The organism is Pseudomonas sp. NFACC41-3 (assembly GCF_900109505.1).
In the GTDB taxonomy this organism is placed as follows: domain Bacteria; phylum Pseudomonadota; class Gammaproteobacteria; order Pseudomonadales; family Pseudomonadaceae; genus Aquipseudomonas; species Aquipseudomonas chlororaphis.
Genome location: NZ_FOAE01000005.1, coordinates 1 through 18,778 on the forward strand (window position 1 = coordinate 1; position 18,778 = coordinate 18,778).

10 protein-coding genes and 1 pseudogene are annotated in these 18,778 nt (G+C 61.4%); 4 read left to right on the plus strand and 7 right to left on the minus strand.

Annotated features, from left to right (window positions below; translation table 11 throughout):
* Positions 1 to 5,448 (plus strand): annotated as a pseudogene (locus BMY68_RS21725) (hypothetical protein); the annotation flags it as partial.
* A gap of 244 nt (positions 5,449 to 5,692) precedes the next feature.
* On the opposite strand, the gene BMY68_RS21730 reads toward BMY68_RS21725, so the two are convergent.
* From BMY68_RS21730 to BMY68_RS21760, 7 genes are all read right to left on the minus strand, one after another.
* Entirely contained in the window at positions 5,693 to 6,409 is a 717-nt protein-coding gene (locus tag BMY68_RS21730) for a response regulator transcription factor (RefSeq protein ID WP_085530556.1), read from the minus strand.
* A 573-nt stretch (positions 6,410 to 6,982) separates the two neighbouring features.
* Complete coding sequence (locus tag BMY68_RS21735; RefSeq protein ID WP_009044315.1) at positions 6,983 to 8,380, minus strand: TolC family outer membrane protein; 1,398 nt, start codon at positions 8,378 to 8,380, stop codon at positions 6,983 to 6,985.
* Between the two features lie 3 nt (positions 8,381 to 8,383).
* On the minus strand, positions 8,384 to 9,697 hold the full coding sequence (locus BMY68_RS21740) for an HlyD family type I secretion periplasmic adaptor subunit (protein WP_009044316.1): 1,314 nt from the start codon (positions 9,695 to 9,697) through the stop codon (positions 8,384 to 8,386).
* Positions 9,690 to 11,465 (minus strand): type I secretion system permease/ATPase, encoded by a 1,776-nt coding sequence (locus BMY68_RS21745; RefSeq protein WP_085530554.1) that lies wholly within the window; start codon positions 11,463 to 11,465, stop codon positions 9,690 to 9,692. The genes BMY68_RS21740 and BMY68_RS21745 overlap by 8 nt, the downstream gene beginning before the upstream one ends.
* A gap of 463 nt (positions 11,466 to 11,928) precedes the next feature.
* The gene (locus BMY68_RS21750; protein ID WP_009044318.1) at positions 11,929 to 12,114 is read right to left on the minus strand and encodes an FCD domain-containing protein; all 186 of its coding nucleotides are present in this window, start codon (positions 12,112 to 12,114) and stop codon (positions 11,929 to 11,931) included.
* Positions 12,115 to 12,182: 68 nt separating this feature from the next.
* The gene (locus BMY68_RS21755; RefSeq protein ID WP_009044319.1) at positions 12,183 to 12,932 is read right to left on the minus strand and encodes a hydroxypyruvate isomerase family protein; all 750 of its coding nucleotides are present in this window, start codon (positions 12,930 to 12,932) and stop codon (positions 12,183 to 12,185) included.
* On the minus strand, positions 12,919 to 13,626 hold the full coding sequence (locus BMY68_RS21760; protein ID WP_085531537.1) for an aspartate/glutamate racemase family protein: 708 nt from the start codon (positions 13,624 to 13,626) through the stop codon (positions 12,919 to 12,921). Before BMY68_RS21760 ends, BMY68_RS21755 begins: the two co-directional genes overlap by 14 nt.
* A 151-nt stretch (positions 13,627 to 13,777) precedes the next feature.
* Between BMY68_RS21760 and BMY68_RS21765 the strand changes: the two genes are divergently transcribed.
* The 3 genes from BMY68_RS21765 to BMY68_RS21775 all read left to right on the plus strand — a co-directional run bounded on the left by BMY68_RS21765 (position 13,778) and on the right by BMY68_RS21775 (position 18,770).
* Positions 13,778 to 14,677 (plus strand): GntR family transcriptional regulator, encoded by a 900-nt coding sequence (locus tag BMY68_RS21765; RefSeq protein WP_085530553.1) that lies wholly within the window; start codon positions 13,778 to 13,780, stop codon positions 14,675 to 14,677.
* Between the two features lie 228 nt (positions 14,678 to 14,905).
* Positions 14,906 to 17,362 (plus strand): membrane-bound PQQ-dependent dehydrogenase, glucose/quinate/shikimate family, encoded by a 2,457-nt coding sequence (locus BMY68_RS21770; RefSeq protein WP_085530552.1) that lies wholly within the window; start codon positions 14,906 to 14,908, stop codon positions 17,360 to 17,362.
* A gap of 670 nt (positions 17,363 to 18,032) precedes the next feature.
* Positions 18,033 to 18,770, plus strand: coding sequence for a TSUP family transporter (locus tag BMY68_RS21775; RefSeq protein WP_085530551.1), 738 nt, complete (start codon positions 18,033 to 18,035; stop codon positions 18,768 to 18,770).
* Positions 18,771 to 18,778 lie beyond the last annotated feature (8 nt).

Consider the following 18,778-nt stretch of genomic DNA (forward strand, 5'->3'; position numbering starts at 1 on the left):
GGTACCGTCGATGAAGACGGCCTGGCCAATGGCATCGCCGGCGGTATCGGCGATGTGCCTGGCGAAGCCACCACGGCCAGCGGCAATGTGACGGCAATCTTCCAGTCCGGTGCCGACGTGCCACTGACTTACTCCCTGTCGAGCGATACCAGTGGCCTGCCAGCCCTGACGTCCGGCGGAGTGGCGCTGGTGTACAGCGTCGCCGGCGACACTCTCACCGCCAATGCAGGCGTGGGTGGCGCCGAGGTATTCACCTTCAGCTTCAGTGCCGCCGGTGCCTACAGCTTTACCCTGCTGCAGCCGCTGGATCACCCGGCCGGCAATGACGAAAACGACATCACGATCAACCTGGGCACGATGCTGCAAGCCACCGACAAGGATGGCGATACGGTGACCGCCGCGGCCGACAAGCTGGTGATCACCGTCGATGACGACACCCCAACCGCGAATGGCACCGCTGGGGCCGGCACTGTCGATGAGGACGGCCTGGCCAACGGTATTGCCGGTGGTGTCGGTGACGTGGCTGGCGAAGCCACCACGGCCAGCGGCAGCGTGACGGGGATCTTTCAGTCCGGCGCCGACGTACCCTTGACTTACGCCTTGTCGAGCGACACCAGCGGTCTGCCAGCCCTGAGCTCAGGTGGAGTCGCGCTGGTCTATAGCGTCGCTGGCGATACCCTGACCGCCAAAGCCGGTACCACCGATGTGTTCACCTTCAGCCTCAATGCCGCGGGTGACTACAACTTCACCTTGCTGCAACCGCTGGACCATCCAGCCGGCAACGATGAAAACGACATCACCCTTAACCTGGGTGCAATGCTGCAAGCCACCGACAAGGACGGCGACACCGTGACCGCCGCGGCCGAGAAACTGGTGATCACTGTCGATGACGACACGCCCACCGCAACCGGAGCCGCCGAGGCTGGCACTGTCGATGAAGACGGCCTGGCCAATGGCATCGCCGGTGGCGTCGGCGACGTGCCTGGCGAAGCCACCACGGCCAGCGGCAATGTGACGGGCATCTTCCAGTCCGGCGCTGATGTACCGCTGACTTACTCCCTGTCGAGCGACACCAGTGGCTTGCCAGCCCTGAGCTCGGGTGGAGTCGCGCTGGTCTATAGCGTCGCTGGCGATACCCTGACCGCCAAGGCGGGTGCCGTCGATGTATTCACCTTCAGCCTTAGCGCCGCCGGTGACTACAGCTTCACCTTGTTGCAACCGCTGGATCATCCGGCCGGAAATGACGAGAACGACATCACCCTTAACCTGGGTGCAATGCTGCAAGCCACGGATAAGGACGGCGACACGGTAACCGCTGCCGCCGAAAAACTGGTGATTACCGTCGATGACGACACCCCCACCGCAAATGGCGCCGCTGGGGCCGGAACCGTCGACGAGGATGGCCTGGCCAATGGCATCGCCGGTGGTGTCGGTGACGTACCTGGCGAAGCCACCACAGCCAGCGGCAGCGTCACAGCGATCTTCCAGTCCGGGGCCGATGTACCGCTGACTTACGCCTTGTCGAGTGATACCAGTGGCCTGCCAGCGCTGAGTTCGGGCGGAGTCGCCCTTGTCTATAGCGTGGCTGGCGACACCTTGAGCGCCAAGGCTGGCGCAACCGATGTATTCACCTTCAGCCTCAATGCTGCGGGTGACTACAGCTTCACCCTGCTCCAGCCCCTGGATCATCCAGCCGGTAACGACGAAAACGACATCACGCTCAACCTGGGCGCGATGTTGCAAGCCACCGACAAGGACGGCGATACGGTGACAGCCGCCGCCGACAAGCTGGTGATTACCGTCGATGACGACACGCCAACGGCGAATGGAACCGCTGGAGTTGGCACCGTTGACGAGGATGGCCTGGCCAATGGTATTGCCGGTGGTGTCGGTGACGTACCTGGCGAAGCGACAACGGCCAGCGGCAGCGTGACCGGTATCTTCCAGTCCGGCGCCGATGTGCCGCTGACTTACGCCTTGTCGAGCGACACCAGCGGCTTGCCAGCGCTGAGCTCGGGCGGCGTGGCGCTGGTCTACAGCGTGGCTGGCGATACCCTGACGGCCAAGGCGGGCGCAACCGATGTATTCACCTTCAGCCTCAATGCTGCAGGTGACTACAGCTTCACCCTGTTGCAACCGCTGGATCATCCAGCGGGCAACGACGAAAACGACATCACGCTCAACCTGGGCGCGATGTTGCAAGCTACCGACAAGGATGGCGATACGGTGACCGCCACCGCCGACAAGCTGGTGATCACCGTCGATGACGACACGCCAACCGCCACTGGAACTGCCGCGGCTGGCACTGTCGACGAAGACGGCCTGGCCAACGGCATCGCCGGCGGCGTTGGCGACGTACCTGGCGAAGCGACAACGGCCAGCGGCAGCGTGACCGGTATCTTCCAGTCCGGCGCCGATGTACCGCTGACTTACGCCTTGTCGAGTGATACCAGTGGCCTGCCAGCACTGAGCTCGGGCGGCGTGGCGCTGGTCTACAGCGTTGCCGGCGACACGCTGACGGCCAAGGCTGGCGCAGTCGATGTGTTTACCTTCAGCCTCAATGCTGCGGGTGACTACAACTTCACCCTGCTGCAACCGCTGGATCATCCAGCCGGTAACGATGAAAACGACATCACCCTTAATCTGGGCGCAATGCTGCAGGCCACCGACAAGGATGGCGACACGGTGACCGCTGCAGCCGAGAAACTGGTGATCACCGTCGATGACGACACCCCAACCGCAAGCGGAACCGCTGCGGCCGGCACCGTCGATGAGGACGGCCTGGCCAATGGCATTGCCGGTGGCGTCGGCGACGTGGCCGGTGAGGCCACCGTGGCCAATGGCAGCGTCAGCGGTATCTTCCAGTCGGGTGCCGACGTACCGCTGACTTACGCCTTGTCGAGCGATACCAGCGGCCTGCCAGCCCTGACGTCTGGCGGAGTGGCACTGGTGTACAGCGTGGCGGGCGATACCCTCACCGCCAAGGCCGGTACCACCGATGTGTTCACCTTCAGCCTCAGCGCCGCGGGTGCCTACAGCTTCACCCTGCTCCAGCCGCTGGATCACCCAGCCGGCAACGATGAAAATGACATCACCCTCAACCTGGGGACCCTGCTGCAGGCCACCGACAAGGACGGCGACACGGTAACGGCCGCCGCCGAGAAACTGGTGATCACCGTCGATGACGACACGCCAACGGCGAATGGCAGCGCCGAGGCCGGCACTGTCGACGAGGACGGCCTGGCCAATGGCATCGCCGGGGGTATCGGCGACGTACCGGGCGAGGTCACCACGGTCAGCGGCAACGTCAGCGGCATCTTCCAGTCCGGGGCCGACGTACCGCTGAGCTACTCCTTGTCGAGTAACACCAGCGGCCTGCCAGCCCTGAGCTCGGGTGGAGTGGCGCTGGTCTACAGCGTGGCGGGAGATACCCTGACGGCCAAGGCAGGTGCCGTCGATGTGTTCACCTTCAGCCTCAGCGCCGCCGGTGACTACAGCTTCACCCTGCTCCAGCCCCTGGATCATCCAGCCGGCAACGATGAAAACGACATCACCCTCAACCTGGGTACCTTGCTGCAAGCCACCGACAGGGACGGCGACACGGTAACCGCTGCCGCCGAGAAACTGGTGATCACCGTCGATGACGACACGCCAACGGCGAATGGCAGCGCCGAGGCCGGCACCGTCGACGAGGACGGCCTGGCCAATGGCATCGCCGGGGGTATCGGCGACGTACCGGGCGAGGTCACCACGGTCAGCGGCAACGTCAGCGGCATCTTCCAGTCCGGGGCCGACGTACCGCTGAGCTACTCCTTGTCGAGCAACACCAGCGGCTTGCCAGCCCTGAGCTCCGGTGGAGTGGCACTGACCTACAGCGTCCTGGGCAGCACCCTGACCGCCAAGGCCGGCGCGACTGACGTGTTCACCCTCAGCCTGACGGTAGCGGGCGCCTACACCTTCAGCCTGCTACAGCCCCTGGATCACGCGGCCGGCAACGACGAGAACGACCTGACGATCAACCTGGGCAGCCTGCTGCAAGCCACCGACAAGGACGGCGACACGGTGACCGCCGCGGCCGACAAGCTGGTGATCACCGTCGATGACGACACGCCAACCCTGGCCTTCGGCAACCTGATCGGTACGGGGACCGACCAGGCGCAACAAGGCTACTGGAACATGGCCGCCGGCGCCGACGGGCTGGGTGCGACCGGGCTGGACATCTCGCTGGTGAACGGCCAGTTCACCCTGGTCCGGCCGGACGATACGACCACCACCGGCACCGGTACGCTGGTCGAGCAGTCGCCGTCACCGGACGCCAATGGCGCGTATCAGTTCGCGGGCACCTTGACCGGTGACTTCGACAACAACGCGGCAACGGCCAATACCACCGTCCACTACACCCTGAGCGCCTACGCCAACGGCACTTATGCGCTGGACCTGGAGGAAGGCTTCCGCTCGACCATCGTCCTCAGCAGTGCCGACGGCTCGCTGGATGCCGGTGGCCCAGACCCCGTGCGCACGCTGACCATCGGTAGCGAGGACATCGTGTTTTTCGGTGCCAACCCGCTGGCTCCGGCAAGCGGCGCGAACAGCATTCAGACCGGCATCGGGCTTGGAGCGTCCGACCCTACCGAAGCACAGTTGCAGACCAACCCGCTGCCGTCCTACATCGGCTCGGCGGCCTTGAACGTCAGCACGGCCGGTATCGGCATCGCCAACAACCTGCTCCAGGGCGATAACCAGGCGGCGATCGGCGCGGCCGATGAAAGCTTCGTGGTCAACCCGCAAAGCCTGCTGACGAGCATGAAGGTGTTTATCGACAACTCCGTGGGCGGTTACAACACGGCCACCGAGGACCTGTACTACAGGGTCTTCTACGAAGATGGCACCTTCTCCAACCTGATCGAGGTCAACACCCTGACGCCAGAGGCCGGTGGACAGGTGTCCTTCACCGTCGAGCAATCGGCTACATCGTTGATCGATGCGGTCCAGCTGACGATGGCCCGGGGCGAGATCAAGATCCCGACGATCGAGTTCACCCACGAGACCGAGAGCCTGGCCAGCGACGTCAAGCTGGCGTTCAACGCGACGGTGACGGACAAGGATGGCGACACGGCGACCAGCGCGTTCGACGCCAACCTGTTCGCCAACGACACGACCGACGTGCTCTTCGACTTCAGGCTGGTGGGCACCACGGGTGAGCGGGATGCCTTCAATATCGACCTGTCAGTGGCCGAGAACCAGTACCAGGTCACAGGCTTCGATGCCGGAGCCGGCCAGCGCGACGCAGTGGTGCTCATTGGTGACGCGGGCGCCACTGTGCAGTCGATCAACAACGCCGGCGCCGACAGCATCGTGACGGTGGCCGAGACGGGCGGACAGATCACCACCATTACCCTGGTCGGGGTCGATCTGCTCAATACCGATATCGTAATGGGCAGCGTCTGAAACCTCGCACATGCGAATGAAAGCGAGGGTGGCCTGGAAACCACCCTCGCTTTTTTTTGCCGCTACCGTCCGCAACGCTCTCACTCGCCTCCACGCCAAACGCCCAGGCAGCCCAAGGCTCACAGAGCACGGCGACATGCCTGCACATTCATGGGGCAGGAAACGACGAGAACGGCATTACCCTCGATCCGGGCAGCCTGGACAGCGACAAGGCCAGCCACAAGGCTGCCTTGTCTTGATCAGCTCATTTCAGTTCCACCCACGTGGAGTCGGGCGGCTCTTCGTTGTCGGTGAGCCCGTGCTTGAGGGCGTACATCAGCAAGTCGATGCGGTTGATCAGGTTGAGCTTCTGATAAATGTTGCTGAGGTGGTTGTGCACGGTGTGCTCACTGATGCCCAGGCGCTCGGCGATGCTCATGTATTTGGCGGACGGGTCGCCGACGATGGCGCGAATCAGCTCCCGCTCGCGCAGCGTCAGCCGCGCCTGCTTCGCCTGCTCCAGGTTGCATCGCACGGGTATATGCCGGGTCGCGGCATAGCCGGAAAGCCCGCCGGACCAGGCTCGGTCCAGTCCGGCGTCGTGATGGTGGACCTTGATGATGGCCCGGACGATCGAGTCCGTCGGGTCTTCCGCCAGCACGATGCCGCGCGCGCCCGCCTCGATCGCCTGGGCAACCGGAACGGATTCGTACAGGCCCTTGAGCACCAGCAATTTCATTTCCGGGCTGCGGGTCAGCCCCGCGACGACCTCCAGAGGGTTCAGCGCATCCGGAAAGAAACTGAAAAAAATCACATTGGGACGCAGCTGATCGGCAAGGTCCAGCGCATTGGTGTAGGTGGTGGCCTGGCCACTCACCTCCATCCGGGGCCTCCTCGCATTGATCAAATCATGGAGCCCCATGAGCACGAGGGGGCGGCAGTCGATCAGCATCACGCGTATCGTTTTTGTATGGTCTGGCATGATCTTCCTGCCTCCCCTTGAAAAACGATGACCTTCATACGCGTTGGCCTTCCTTGATCGGCCACTCGCTCTTGAAGGACGGATGCGAGCGCCGAAAGGCTCTGAAACGTGCCCGCCCGGGTCTTGGCGACCCAGGGTACAGGCAGAAATTGCGGAGGTTTCCCGCAGCCGGGCAAAGTTATCGAAACGGCATAAATAAGAATAACTATCAATAGTTTGCACGTGTCGCAGGGCATCCGCGAGCCCTCAACTGAGTCTAGGCCAGCCCACTGCGCTGCCTGCCAACCCATCCGTCGGTCTTCGACCCAAGCCGGGTGCGGGTCGTTGGGTCGAGGTTCCCCTGGGGCGCCCTACCCCCCGCAAATCAAGCTCTTAGGCTCGCCACGAGCGAGCGGCGGGCAAAGCCGGACCCCACCAGGCTCGTCAAGTAACAGACGAATGGCGCGCAGATAAGTCAGTAGGCAATGAGAGCGTCAATTTATCGACGGGGCCGGCAGCGCCATGAAATCACCGGTTCAACGCCGGTCCTCTGCGCAAGCGATTCTTCAGCCGGGGCAGAAATGCCCCGGTGTCTTACTCCTGGTCCTCGATGCCAACGCCCATGGCCTGGCTGGCGCTACCGGGGCTGAGCCAGGCATTCACATTCTCGACACTTTCCACCGGCGGTTTGCCCGCCCAGCGATTGAGGGTGAAGACGTTGCTGAGGAACTCGTATTGCGTCTTGAGCAGGTCGCGCCGGGCGCGGAACTCGTTGCGCACGCTGGTCAGTACATCGACCGCATTGACCATGCCGTAGCTCAGCCCCTTCTCCGCCGCCACCCGGGACAGCTGGGCCGAGGCCAGGGCCGAACGACTGGCGTCGATCTTCTCGCCGTTCGAATTGGCGGTCAGGTAGGCGCTGGTGATCTCCTTGACCACCCGGCGCCGGATCGCTTCCAGCTGCTGCTCGGCGACCAGCTGGTCCTGGTAGAGCCCACGGACCCGCGCCGAGGTCGAGCCGCCGCTGTACAGCGGCACCTGGACGCCAATGCCGGCGACATAGCTGTCGGTGCGTGGCGCCAGGGTATTGTTGTAGCCCTCGTTGGTCTGTTGCGCGCTGAGGTTCAGGCTCACCGTCGGATAGTGCCCGCCCTTGCCACTGCGCAACGCTGCGTTCGCGGCTTCGGCGCCGCTTTCGCTGGCCTTGAGCGTCGGGTTCAGCTCCATGCCATCGCGCACCCAGGACTCCAGGCTCTGCGCCGAAACCCGCAGTTGCGCGCCATCGCGAATCCGGTTGAGCTTCTCCTTGACCGGCCGGCCGACGAGTTCCGCCAGCGCCTCGCGGCTGATGCGGGCCTGGTTGCGGGCATCCAGTTCCTGGGCCGCGAGCAGGTCCACCCGGGCCTTGAGGTCGAGCTGGTCGGTAATCATCGCCATCTGCTTTTCGTACAACGCGTTGACCCGGTCCAGGCTCTTTTGCGTGGTCCGGCGCTCGGCCCTCACCAGCTCCAGCTCATCCTCGGCCGCCAGCGCGGTGAAGTAGCGCCGCGCCAGTTCCACCGTGGCCTCGGCCTGGGCGTCCAGCGCTTCGGACTCGGACTGCTTGGCCAGGCTCTTGAACTTCTGGTAGTTCTCCCACGCGGCCTTGTTGTAGAGGTACTGGCGCAGCACCAGGCTGTAGCTTTCGCTATCGTAACTGCGCTCCTGGATCAGGTCGTTTTCCTGGTGGATCCGGTTTCTCCCGGCATTCAGCGACAGTTGCGGCAACAGCGCCCCCAGCGCCTCGCGTTGATGCTCCTTGCCCGCCTGCGCTTGGGCAAAAGAGGCCAGGACCTGTGGGTCCTCCAGCCGCGCCTCGCGATACAACTGCATGAGGTCGGTGGAATAGGTCGAGGCATTGACCCCGGTCGACGTTACCGCAGCGGTTTGCGCCAAGGCGGCCCCCGCTGCAAGCATGAATGCACTCGCTAGCAGAACTGACGGCGCTCCCACGGGTCACTCCTCGATCATTGATTGAGACATCACATCCCGGGCCGGCTGCATCAGGTACTGCAACAGCGTGCGTTGCCCGGTGACGATCAGCACGTCCGCCGGCATCCCCGGCAACAACTTGCGCTCCCCCAAGGTACGCACGCCGTGCTCGGTGACCCGGACCCGCGCCAGGTAATAGGCGGTCCCGGTCTTTTCGTTGGTCAAGCGGTCGCCCGAGACGCTGCTGACCTCGCCTTCGATCACCGGCGTGGTCGAGCTATTGAACGCGCCGAAACGGATATCGGCGCGCTTGCCGATGGCGATCCGGTCGATGTCCACCGGCGCCACCTGGGCCTCTATGACCAGTTCGGACACCGAGGGCACGATGTCCAGCAAGGGCGTCGCCGAACGCACGACACCGCCAATGGTGTGCACCGTCATGCCAATCACCATGCCCGCGTCGGGGGCGCGGATGACGATACGGCTGAGGCGGTCTTCCAGGGCCGAGTTCTTCTCTTGCAGGTCGTAGATCTTGGTCTGCACCTCGGCCAGCTGCTTGGCCACGTCGGAATCGAAATCCTTGTCGACCTGGAGGATCTGCAACTGGGTTTCGTTGATCTGCAGGCGGGTCTTGTCGATGGTGGAACGGTGATCGGCCACCTCCGACCTGAGCATCCCCAGCTTGCGGTCCTGCTCGAGCAGGCGTTGCTTGTCGACGAACCCCTGCTTGAGCAGGTCGGACAATTCGCCGATTTCACCGCTGTAGGATTTCTCCAGGCGCACCTTGACCGCGATCATCGATTCCAGGCCCTTGATCTGCTGGTGCAATTGGCCGATGCGCTCGCGCAGCACCGCGATCTGGCCCAGCCGCGAGCCCCGCCGCGCGTTGAATACCTGGGTCTCGCCCTGGCGCGCTTCCTCTCCCCGCACGCTGGCCGGATCGCTCATCGGCCCGAAATCGATCGCCGGCAACCCATCGCGCTCGGCAATCAGCCTCGACTCCATGGCCCTGGCCGCGATCAGCAGGCTTTGGGTCGCCTCGTACTCGGAGCGCAGCTGGGCATCGTCGAGGATGATCAGCGGATCGTCGCGCTTGACGATGTCGCCATCATGGGCCAGCACCGATTTGACGATGCCGCCTTCCAGGTGCTGGACCGTCTTGCGGTAAGTCTGCACGGTGACCACCCCCGGCGCGTAGGCGGCACCGTCCAGGGGCGCGAGTGCCGCCCAGGTGCCGAACAGGCCGAAGGTCACGCCGACAATGCCCATGCCCAGGCGGTGGGCCTTGCGATCGGACACCGGCAGGTCGGAAAAGCTTTCGATTTGACGACTAGGCATAGGATTCACCGCCATCGTCCTTGCGGGCATCGATCGACGCCACGTTGGTCACCACCGGTACTGGCCCGGCATGTTTGGGTACCGGTGGTTGCTGCCCGCTGAGTTCGGCCAGCACTTCCTCGCGCGGCCCGTAGAGGCCGACCATCCCGGCTTTCATCACCAGCAGCCGGTCGAGTTGCGACACGATGTTGGTGCGGTGGGTAATCACGAACAGGGTCGCGCCGGTGTGCTTGATCTGCCCGATGGCGGCCGCCAGGGCACGATCGCCGACCTCGTCGAGATTGGAGTTGGGTTCGTCGAGAATGATCAGCCGCGGGTTGCCGTACAGCGCGCGGGCCAGCCCGATGCGCTGGCGCTGCCCTGCCGAGAGCATGAAGCCCTCGCTGCCGATGACGGTGTCGTAGCCATCGGGCAACAGCAGGATCATTTCGTGGACGCCAGCGATCCTGGCGGCCTGGATGACCTTCGCCGAATCGATCTCGGCGAAGCGGGCAATGTTCTCGCCGATGCTGCCCTCGAACAATTCGATGTCCTGGGGCAGGTAACCGATATACGGGCCAAGCTCATGCTTGTCCCAGGTGCTGATGTCCGCGCCATCCAGGCGGACCACCCCATGCTGCGGCGGCCAGACGCCGATCAGCGCCCTGGCCAGGGTCGACTTGCCCGAGGCGCTCGGGCCGATGATGCCCACCACGCAACCGGCCGGTACGCTGAAACTGATGTTCTTGAGGATCGGAGTGCTCGAGCCAGGTGCCGTGACAATCAGGTTCTCGACCTGCACCTGGCCCTCAGGCGCCGGCAAGGACAGGCGCTCGGGTTGCGCCTGCTGTTTGCCGAGGATGTCGTTCAGGCGGTTGTACTGCGAACGGGCGGCGATAAAGCCCTTCCAGCTGCCGATCATCAGGTCGATGGGCGCCAGTGCCCGGCCCAGCAGCACGGCCCCGGCGAACACCAGGCCGGCCCCCACCTGATGGTCCACCGCCAGGTAGGCCCCCAGGCCCAGCACCAGCGATTGCACCAACAGGCGGAAAGTCCGCGAAAGCGTGGTGACCATGCCGCCCCGGTCGCTCGCCAGGGATTGCAGCAGCAGAACGTTTCTCTGCCGGCGCCCCCAGCGATCCATCAGGGTGTCCAGCATGCCCATGGACTCGATGACTTCGGCGTTGCGCAGGTTCTTGGTGGTATGGAGGGTCGCGCCGATATGCTCCTTGTTGGCCTGGGCCAGTACCGGCCCCGTGAGCTTCTCGTTGACGAAGGCAAGCAGTATCAACAGCAGCGCGCTACCCGTCGCGACCCAGCCGAACCAGGGGTGGAACAGGAACATCACGGCGATATAGATCGGCAACCAGGGCGCGTCGAAAAAGGCGAACAGGCCGCTGCTGGAAAGAAACTGGCGCAAGCCCGTCAGGTCGTTGAGCGACTGGGCCGAGGCATCCATGCCGCCACTGTCCAGGGCCCGTTTGAAACTGGCCTTGTAGACCTGGCGACTGAGCAGCACATCCAGCCGGGTACTGACCCGGACCATGATGCGCGAACGAACCCATTCCAGGGAGCCGAGGGTGATCACCAGCAGGGTCATGATCAGCGTCAACATGGCCAGGGTGGTCAGGCTGCCGCTGGTCATCACCCGCCCATACACCTGGAGCATGTAGAAGGTCGGGACCAGCATCAGCGCATTGATGAAGAAACTGAAAAAGCCGACGAAAACAAAGCTGTCTCTACAGACCTTCAACGCATTTTTCAGACTGTTTTCTGGTGTGCTTTGCATTGAAACCTCTGCTCGAAAGGCCAGCCTTTGTGGAGCTTAGATCACGCCGGACAGCTGCGTGCGGCCATTGGCCGGATCGCCTCGGACAACCGGCATGCCCCCGGCAACGGCCTGGCGCGCAAGCACGCGCAAGAGCCTCGCGGCTTGGAAACCAGAGGGCTCTGGCACGGGCTTTTGACGCCATAGTGGGCGGATGGGAGGTGGCTGCTGCAGGGACGCCGCGGGATGCCGGGACAGGCCTTCCAGGCGCGCGACAGGTTCGCCGCACACCTGCTTCGCACAGAAGAATCCGATTGTCGGTAGCGACAGCTGCAGTACACGCTGCGCCGGGGTATCCCGATGAGTCTAGTTACTGAATTGGCCGGCCGATCTTGCGATGACCAGCGGTGCACTCGTAGCGGATAACAGGCATGCGGGAGGAGGAGTTTCTATGCGCTAGCGGCTGATTGCGATCAGCCGCCTGTCACTCGCGGGTATTGATATCGCGCTGCACCCGCTTGAGGTGGTTTTCAACGTAGAAAGCCGCAGCCTCTTCGTCGCCGGAGACAATCGCTTCGTAAATCAAGCGATGCTCCGCCACGTAGAGCTGGATGCGATTAGCCTTCGATATTTCCCAGGACGCTTCGCTGGGTTCGCCTCGCTCGGCCATCGGGGGCTTCTGCCTTTGATGGCGGCGATTCTACCCATTCAGCTTTTCAAAAAGGTTTCGCACAGAACCTAGGCACTTAGCTGCTTGATCCAGTCAAGGCTCGCGACAGTAGCGCCGGAGGGGCGGTATTCACAGCCGATCCATCCTGGGTAGCCACGCTGCTCCAGCGCCGCGAACAAGGCAGCAAAGTCCATGCTCCCCGTTCCCGGCTCGTGACGGCCCGGGCAGTCGGCGATTTGCACATGGACGGTCCTGTCATAAAACCGGGCCAGAACCTCGGCTGCATCTCCGGTCAGAAGCTGGGCATGGTAAAGATCGAGAATCAGCCCGACACTCGGAAAGCTCTCCAGCACCTGCTGCGCCTTGTTGAAGTCAGACATGTAGTAGTCCGGCATCGCCTGCGCACTGATCACTTCGATAAGCGGCCGTACCCCCTGGTCTTCGAAGTATTTGACTGCGTACTCCAGGTTGCTCCCGAAGGTAAGCGCCGCCTCATCCTGTGTCGTCACTCCTGACATGATGTGGACATCCGAACAAGCCAACGCCTTGGCGTAGCTCACAGCCTGGCGCAAGCCGTCGCGAAACTCTTCTTCCTTGCCCTGCAAGGCAGCAATGCCTTTGGTCACCCCAGCCGGTGCGGCGAATTGAATCAGCGACAGGCTGTGCCGAGCCAAGTGGTCGGCCAAGAGACTGGCATCGAACTCATAGGGCGACGGAAACTCCACCGCCCGAAACCCCGCCGCGGCGGCGGCCTCGATGCGCTGCAGAAAAGGCCATTCATTGAATTGGAAACCGAGATGAGCATTAAACTTGAGCATGGGGTAAACATCCGTCCTGGGAAGAAATGAAATCATCAGCCTGGAGCATCCTGCGCATCTCCAGCACTGCACTGTCGGGCGTGGTCAGTACCGGCAGACCCGAGCGGGCCTGTGCCTGCCCTGCGGCACTGGTCATTGAAAACTGGGCGAAACAGATCAGGTCGCAGGCGTCGACCTGAGCGGCCATTTGTGCAATGGCGCTATCGTGACCTTCCTTGTCCCCTTCACTCAACGCCTGCATTGCCCCTGGAACAAAATAGGGCACCACCTCCGGCGCTCGGCCACTGCGCTCAGCCGCTTGCCTGAACTCGGCCATGATCGAGGGGATGGTCGGCTCGAACGTCGCCAGCACCGCAATACGCGATGCTTGCGTGAGAGCCAGGTTGATCATGGCTTCGTTCGGCTTGAGTAGTGGAATGGCAATCTTGGGCTTGCACAGGTCGATGGCATCGCCAAAAGCCGAGCAGGTAAACAGAATCGCGTCCGCTGCGCTTTGTACGGCGTAATGGGACAGCGTCAGAAAGCGCGCCTTCATGCTCGCGGTCAATTCGCCCTCTTCCACGCGGTCCCGGGACAACGAGTCTTCGAGCAGATTGATCACCTGTGCCTGCGGCCAATGCCGGGCAAAGGCCGTCGCGATCGGATCGATCGCCAGTGCAGTCGCGTGGATCAGGAAAATACGTGGAGCCTTCATGCTCATGTACCTCGATCAGTTTGTTCGCCCCATCCGCCAGTGCGCTTTGTGCAGATCCCCACACCTTCGTATGGTATTTTCCAACTCCAGTCCGGTGGGGGCACCCGCCCCAGCGCAAACGGACTGACATCAATCATCCGAGAGAGAGCCTGTGATCAAGAAAGACCTCGCCTTGCAGTTGGCCCCCCGCGTTATCGAGATGATTCGCGCGCGCTCGATGAAAGCCGGTGAGCCGTTGCGCGAGCAGACGTTTGCCCAAGCGCTGGGTGTTTCGCGCTCGCCGGTGCGGCGAGTGTTTGCCTTGCTCGCTGAATGGGGCCTCGCCATTCAGGAACCCAACCGAGGCTACTTTCTGAAACAAGACGCCGGGCAGATTCAAGAAACGACCTTCCCGCTCGCCAGCGATCCTTTCGAAGACTTTTACCTTCGCGTGGTCGACGACATTCTGGGTGGCGAGATACCTGAGCACTTTTTCGAAGCCCAGCTGCTGCGCCGTTACGAAGTACCGCGCGGGCAGTTGCTCAAGGTCTTGAACAGGCTGGCCAGCGAAGCCATGGTGGAACGCAGGCCGGGGCAAGGATGGGGTCTGAAGGACTTCGTGCATAACGCCCAGGCACACATCCAGAGCTACCGTTTCCGCATGGCCATCGAGCCGGCTGCCCTGCTCGAGCCTGGTTATCAGGTCAATCACGCCGCGTTCGCCCAGGCCAGGCAGCAACAGCAGGCCATGCTCGACGGGGATATCCAGACCTTGTCCCGTGCCCAGCTGTTCCAGGTGGGCGCCCAGTTTCACGAACTGATCGTGCAGTGCTCCGGCAATGTCTTTTTCATCGATGCCATACGCCAGCAAAATCAGCTCAGGCGCTTCATCGGCTACAAGGCCAACGTCGATCGCACCCGTCTTATGGCGCAATGCCAGGAACACATCCATTTGCTCGACCTCATCGAATCTGATCGGCGCGAAGAAGCCGCGCAATTTCTCTGGAAGCATCTCGACGAAGTAGGTCGTCTCAAGACTCAACAGGACGTCATGCCAGATGAGGGGATATAGAGCGCCCCCCTGACACCCGATGACTGATCGAGGCTTTGTCGGAGCGCTCCAATCATCCGCCGGCCAGCTTATCACGATTGTCTTAACTCAACACAAAATACAAAAATACCGCTCATCCCGACGATTCAGCTAAATTTTTCGTCGCATATTGTATTTCATTATCACAATGAGCAATTATGCGCGCCGCTCGGAAACGTAGCCATATCGAATCACACAGGGATGATTGCAATGAACGAAAGGACGTTGGGTAGAGGGGCGGGAGTCTCGAACCTTCTGTTCGGGGGGTACACCGTATTGGTTGCCCTGCTTGGAGTGACACTGGCCTATAAAGGCGGCGCCCTGGTGAGTGCTGGCGGATCACCCTATTACGCCATGATGGGCACCGCCCTGTTGCTATCGGCCCTCCTCATCGGCCTGAAAAAATCCCTCGGCCTCTACCTGTATGGCGCAGCGGCTCTGGCCACCTACGCCTGGGCGATCTGGGAGTCCGGGTACAACGGCTGGGCCTTCATTCCACGCCTGGCCTGGCTGGCCGTTCTCAGCGTTCCGTTCCTGGCTTTCTGGCCCGTGGTGCGGCGTGACTTTGCCAACGTCAGCAGAAGTCATTACTTCACCATCATGGGCCTGTTGCCGATCCTCATGGGCGGCACGATCCTGGTGCCGCTGTTCTTCCCGGACACCGTTCACCTTGCCGACTCGACGCTCGCCACGACGCGTCCCGGACAAGCCTTCAGTCGCAATACGGTGACCTCACCGGACGGCAATATTGCCGCGTCACACGACGAGACCAACTGGACCGCCTATGCAGGCTCCAACCTGGGCAACCACTATTCCGCCGCATCGCAAATCACCCCCTCGAATGTGTCAGGCCTGGTGAAGGCCTGGGAGTACCACCACGGCGACGTGAAGCAACCCGGCGAAAAGACCAAGTACCTGAACGAGGCCACACCGATCAAGGTGGGCAACTCGCTCTACACCTGCACTCCGAAGCAAATCATCATTTCCCTGGATGCCACCACCGGGAAGGAGAACTGGCGGTTCGACTCCAAAGTCGACCCGGATTACTTCGCCAATGGCGGTGCCTACTGCCGTGGCGTCTCCTATTTCGAAGTGCCCAATGCCAGCGGCCTGTGCGCCTCACGCATCATCTGGGGCACCAACGATATTCGCCTGGGCGCGGTAGACGCCTTGACGGGCCAGGCGTGCCCCGGCTTCGGCAACGCTGGTTTTGCGGATTTGAAAGACGGCCTGGGTACCTTCAGGAAAGGTTCGACGGGCATCACCTCCGCCCCCACCGTCATTCGCGGAGTGGTGATCACCGGAGGCCGAGTCCTTGACTCCGATGTACGCCCTGCCCCCTCGGGCGTGGTACGCGGCTACGACGCTGTCACCGGCAAACAGAAATGGGCCTGGGACCTGGGTCGTCCGGACACCCATGCTCCCGCTCGCGACGACGAGACCTATACCCTCAGCACACCCAACTCCTGGGCACCGCTTTCCGCCGACGATGAACTCGGGTTGGTGTATATCACCACCGGCAACGCAGCCGGCGACTTCTATGGCGGTACTCGCACCGAACAAGAGGACAAGTTCAGCTCCTCCCTGGTCGCGCTGGATGCGGCCACTGGCAAGGTCAAATGGCATTTCCAGACCGTTCACCACGATCTGTGGGACTACGACCTGAGCCCACAACCCAGTCTGATTGACTTCCCTACCGCCACGGGGCCACGCCCGGCCGTCATTCAAGCCACCAAATCCGGCCAGTTGTTCGTGCTTGACCGCGCCACCGGCGAACCGCTGGTGGATGTCGTGCAATCTCCCGTGCCCCAGGGAACCGCGCCCGGAGACTACACCGCGGCCACCCAGCCACTTTCGCCCGATATGCCGAGCACCATGGGGCGCCCATCGAAAACCCCGGAAGTACTGACCGAGGCCGATGCCTGGGGGCTGACGCCTTTCGATCAGATGCAATGTCGCCTCGAGTTTCGCCAGGCACGCTACGAAGGGATCTTCACCCCGCCGGTCGTAGGCCAGCAAAGCCTGATTTTCCCTGGCCATCACGGCGGATTGAACTGGGGAGGCGTGATGGTCGACCTCAAGCGAGGCCTGCTGATCATCAATAACCAGCGGCTCCCTTATATGCAGGGGCTGGTTCCCCGCGAACAACTCGACGCCATCAATGCCAAGTCGTTCCAGGAATCGCCGGGCAACAGCCAAGGCTTCCGCGTCCAGGCCGGGCTGCCTTACGGCGCCATCAAAGATCCATGGATGTCCTCCCTTGACCAGCCGTGCATTGCGCCACCCTGGGGCTTCATTGCCGGTATCGACCTGCGCACGCGCGATGTCGTCTGGAGCCGCCCGTTCGGTACGGGGTATGACAGCGGGCCTTGGGGAATCGCCTCTCGGATGCGCTTCGAAATCGGTACGCCGAGCGATGCGACGGGCGTGACGACAGCCGGAGGCGTGACATTTATCGGTGCCGCCATCGATCGTTTCATGCGGGCTTATAACAGTGAAAGTGGAGAACTGCTGTGGGAGGAACGCCTCCCCGCAGGCAATCAGGCTTCACCCTTGACCTACATGAGCCAAGGCCGACAGTACGTCGTGGCCGTGGTCGGCGGTCATGACCGGATTCCAACCAAGCTGGGTGACAGCATCATCGCCTGGGCCCTGCCCGAGAAGTGAATCGCGTTTTGTCTGAGATGGCTCGCCATGACAGTGTCGGACAGGGATGTAAAACATATGAATGTTCTACCCCCTGCAACCGACGAAAACTTTAGTCATGGCATAGAGCCTCTCAGTTTATTAAATGGCGATAGCCTCTAGCACACACTTATCGTTTCGCCGACAACATGGCCCCGCCATTTGACTCGGCAGACCGTGCCCGGGTGAAAGGGTTGACTATTGATATAAGGGAGACTTTCACCCGCAAGGGAAGTGAGTCAACGCAACACACCATCAACTTCGTATTGATGAGACTCTGACTTTCCGACATGAACAGAGTGATTCGGCTACGGCCTGTCACACCAACCCCATACTCACGCATCAGCCAGACTTTACGCCCCGTTTGAACAGGGGGCGGAAACCTTGTCGCGTTGAAAAAAGTATCCGGCTGGCAACCAAGCAACATCCACAGAGCAAAAGCTCGCCGTGGCCAGGAATCTGAAACAGACAGACGGACTACGCATTTCCGATCATTTCATTACCTGCAAATAAGTAATGACTGAGTTCGCCTTGAAGCGCCTGATTATTCCAGAGCGGTCATAGGCGTTTGCCTAGGAATAAGTAACTCCGTGAAAAGCCAACGCATCGCGATGCACGTTTAAACCTTAATAAAACTGGACAGGAACCAATAATGCTCGAACTCTCTGATGGTTTATATCTGTTGGTGGGCGTCAGCTTTATCACTTCATTCATGACGGCAGCCATTGGTGTTGGCGGCGGGATTGGATTGCTTGCGGTGATGCCTCAATTCATCCCCATCTCTGCGGTTGTACCGGTTCACGGTTTGATTCAAATGGTGAGCAATGGCAGCAGATTCGTCTTTGACTACAAGAGTGCAAAAGTAGAGATCCTGCCTAGATATGTTATCGGCTGTCTTGTCGGAGCATTCATAGGCTATTTCTTCATCGGGAAATTCCCCGAACAATATCTGTCACTGATCCTCGGTTTTTTTATTCTGGCAATCACCTGGACCAAGATCGTCTCACGCCTGGGTTTTGTATTTAAAAACTTTGCGATCGTGGGCTTCTTTCAAACATTTCTTTCACTTTTCGTGGCTGTAACCGGTTTGATATCACAGCCCATCCTGATGAAGATGAATATTAATAAAAATGAAGTGATCGTAACCCACGCCATGCAAATGAGCGTGCTGCACGGATTGAAGGTCGCGGCCTTTGTTATTGCCGGCTTTGCGTTCATGGATTACGCAAATCTCATATTAATCATGATTACCGCATCCACCCTCGGCTCGTACCTCGGTGGGTTTCTCAGAGACCGTATATCGCAGCGTGTAGGCGCCATGCTTTTGAAAGCGGGGGTGACGTTTTTTGGTTTGAAAATGATCTTCGATCATTTTTTTAATGGCATGTAAAAGTTTTC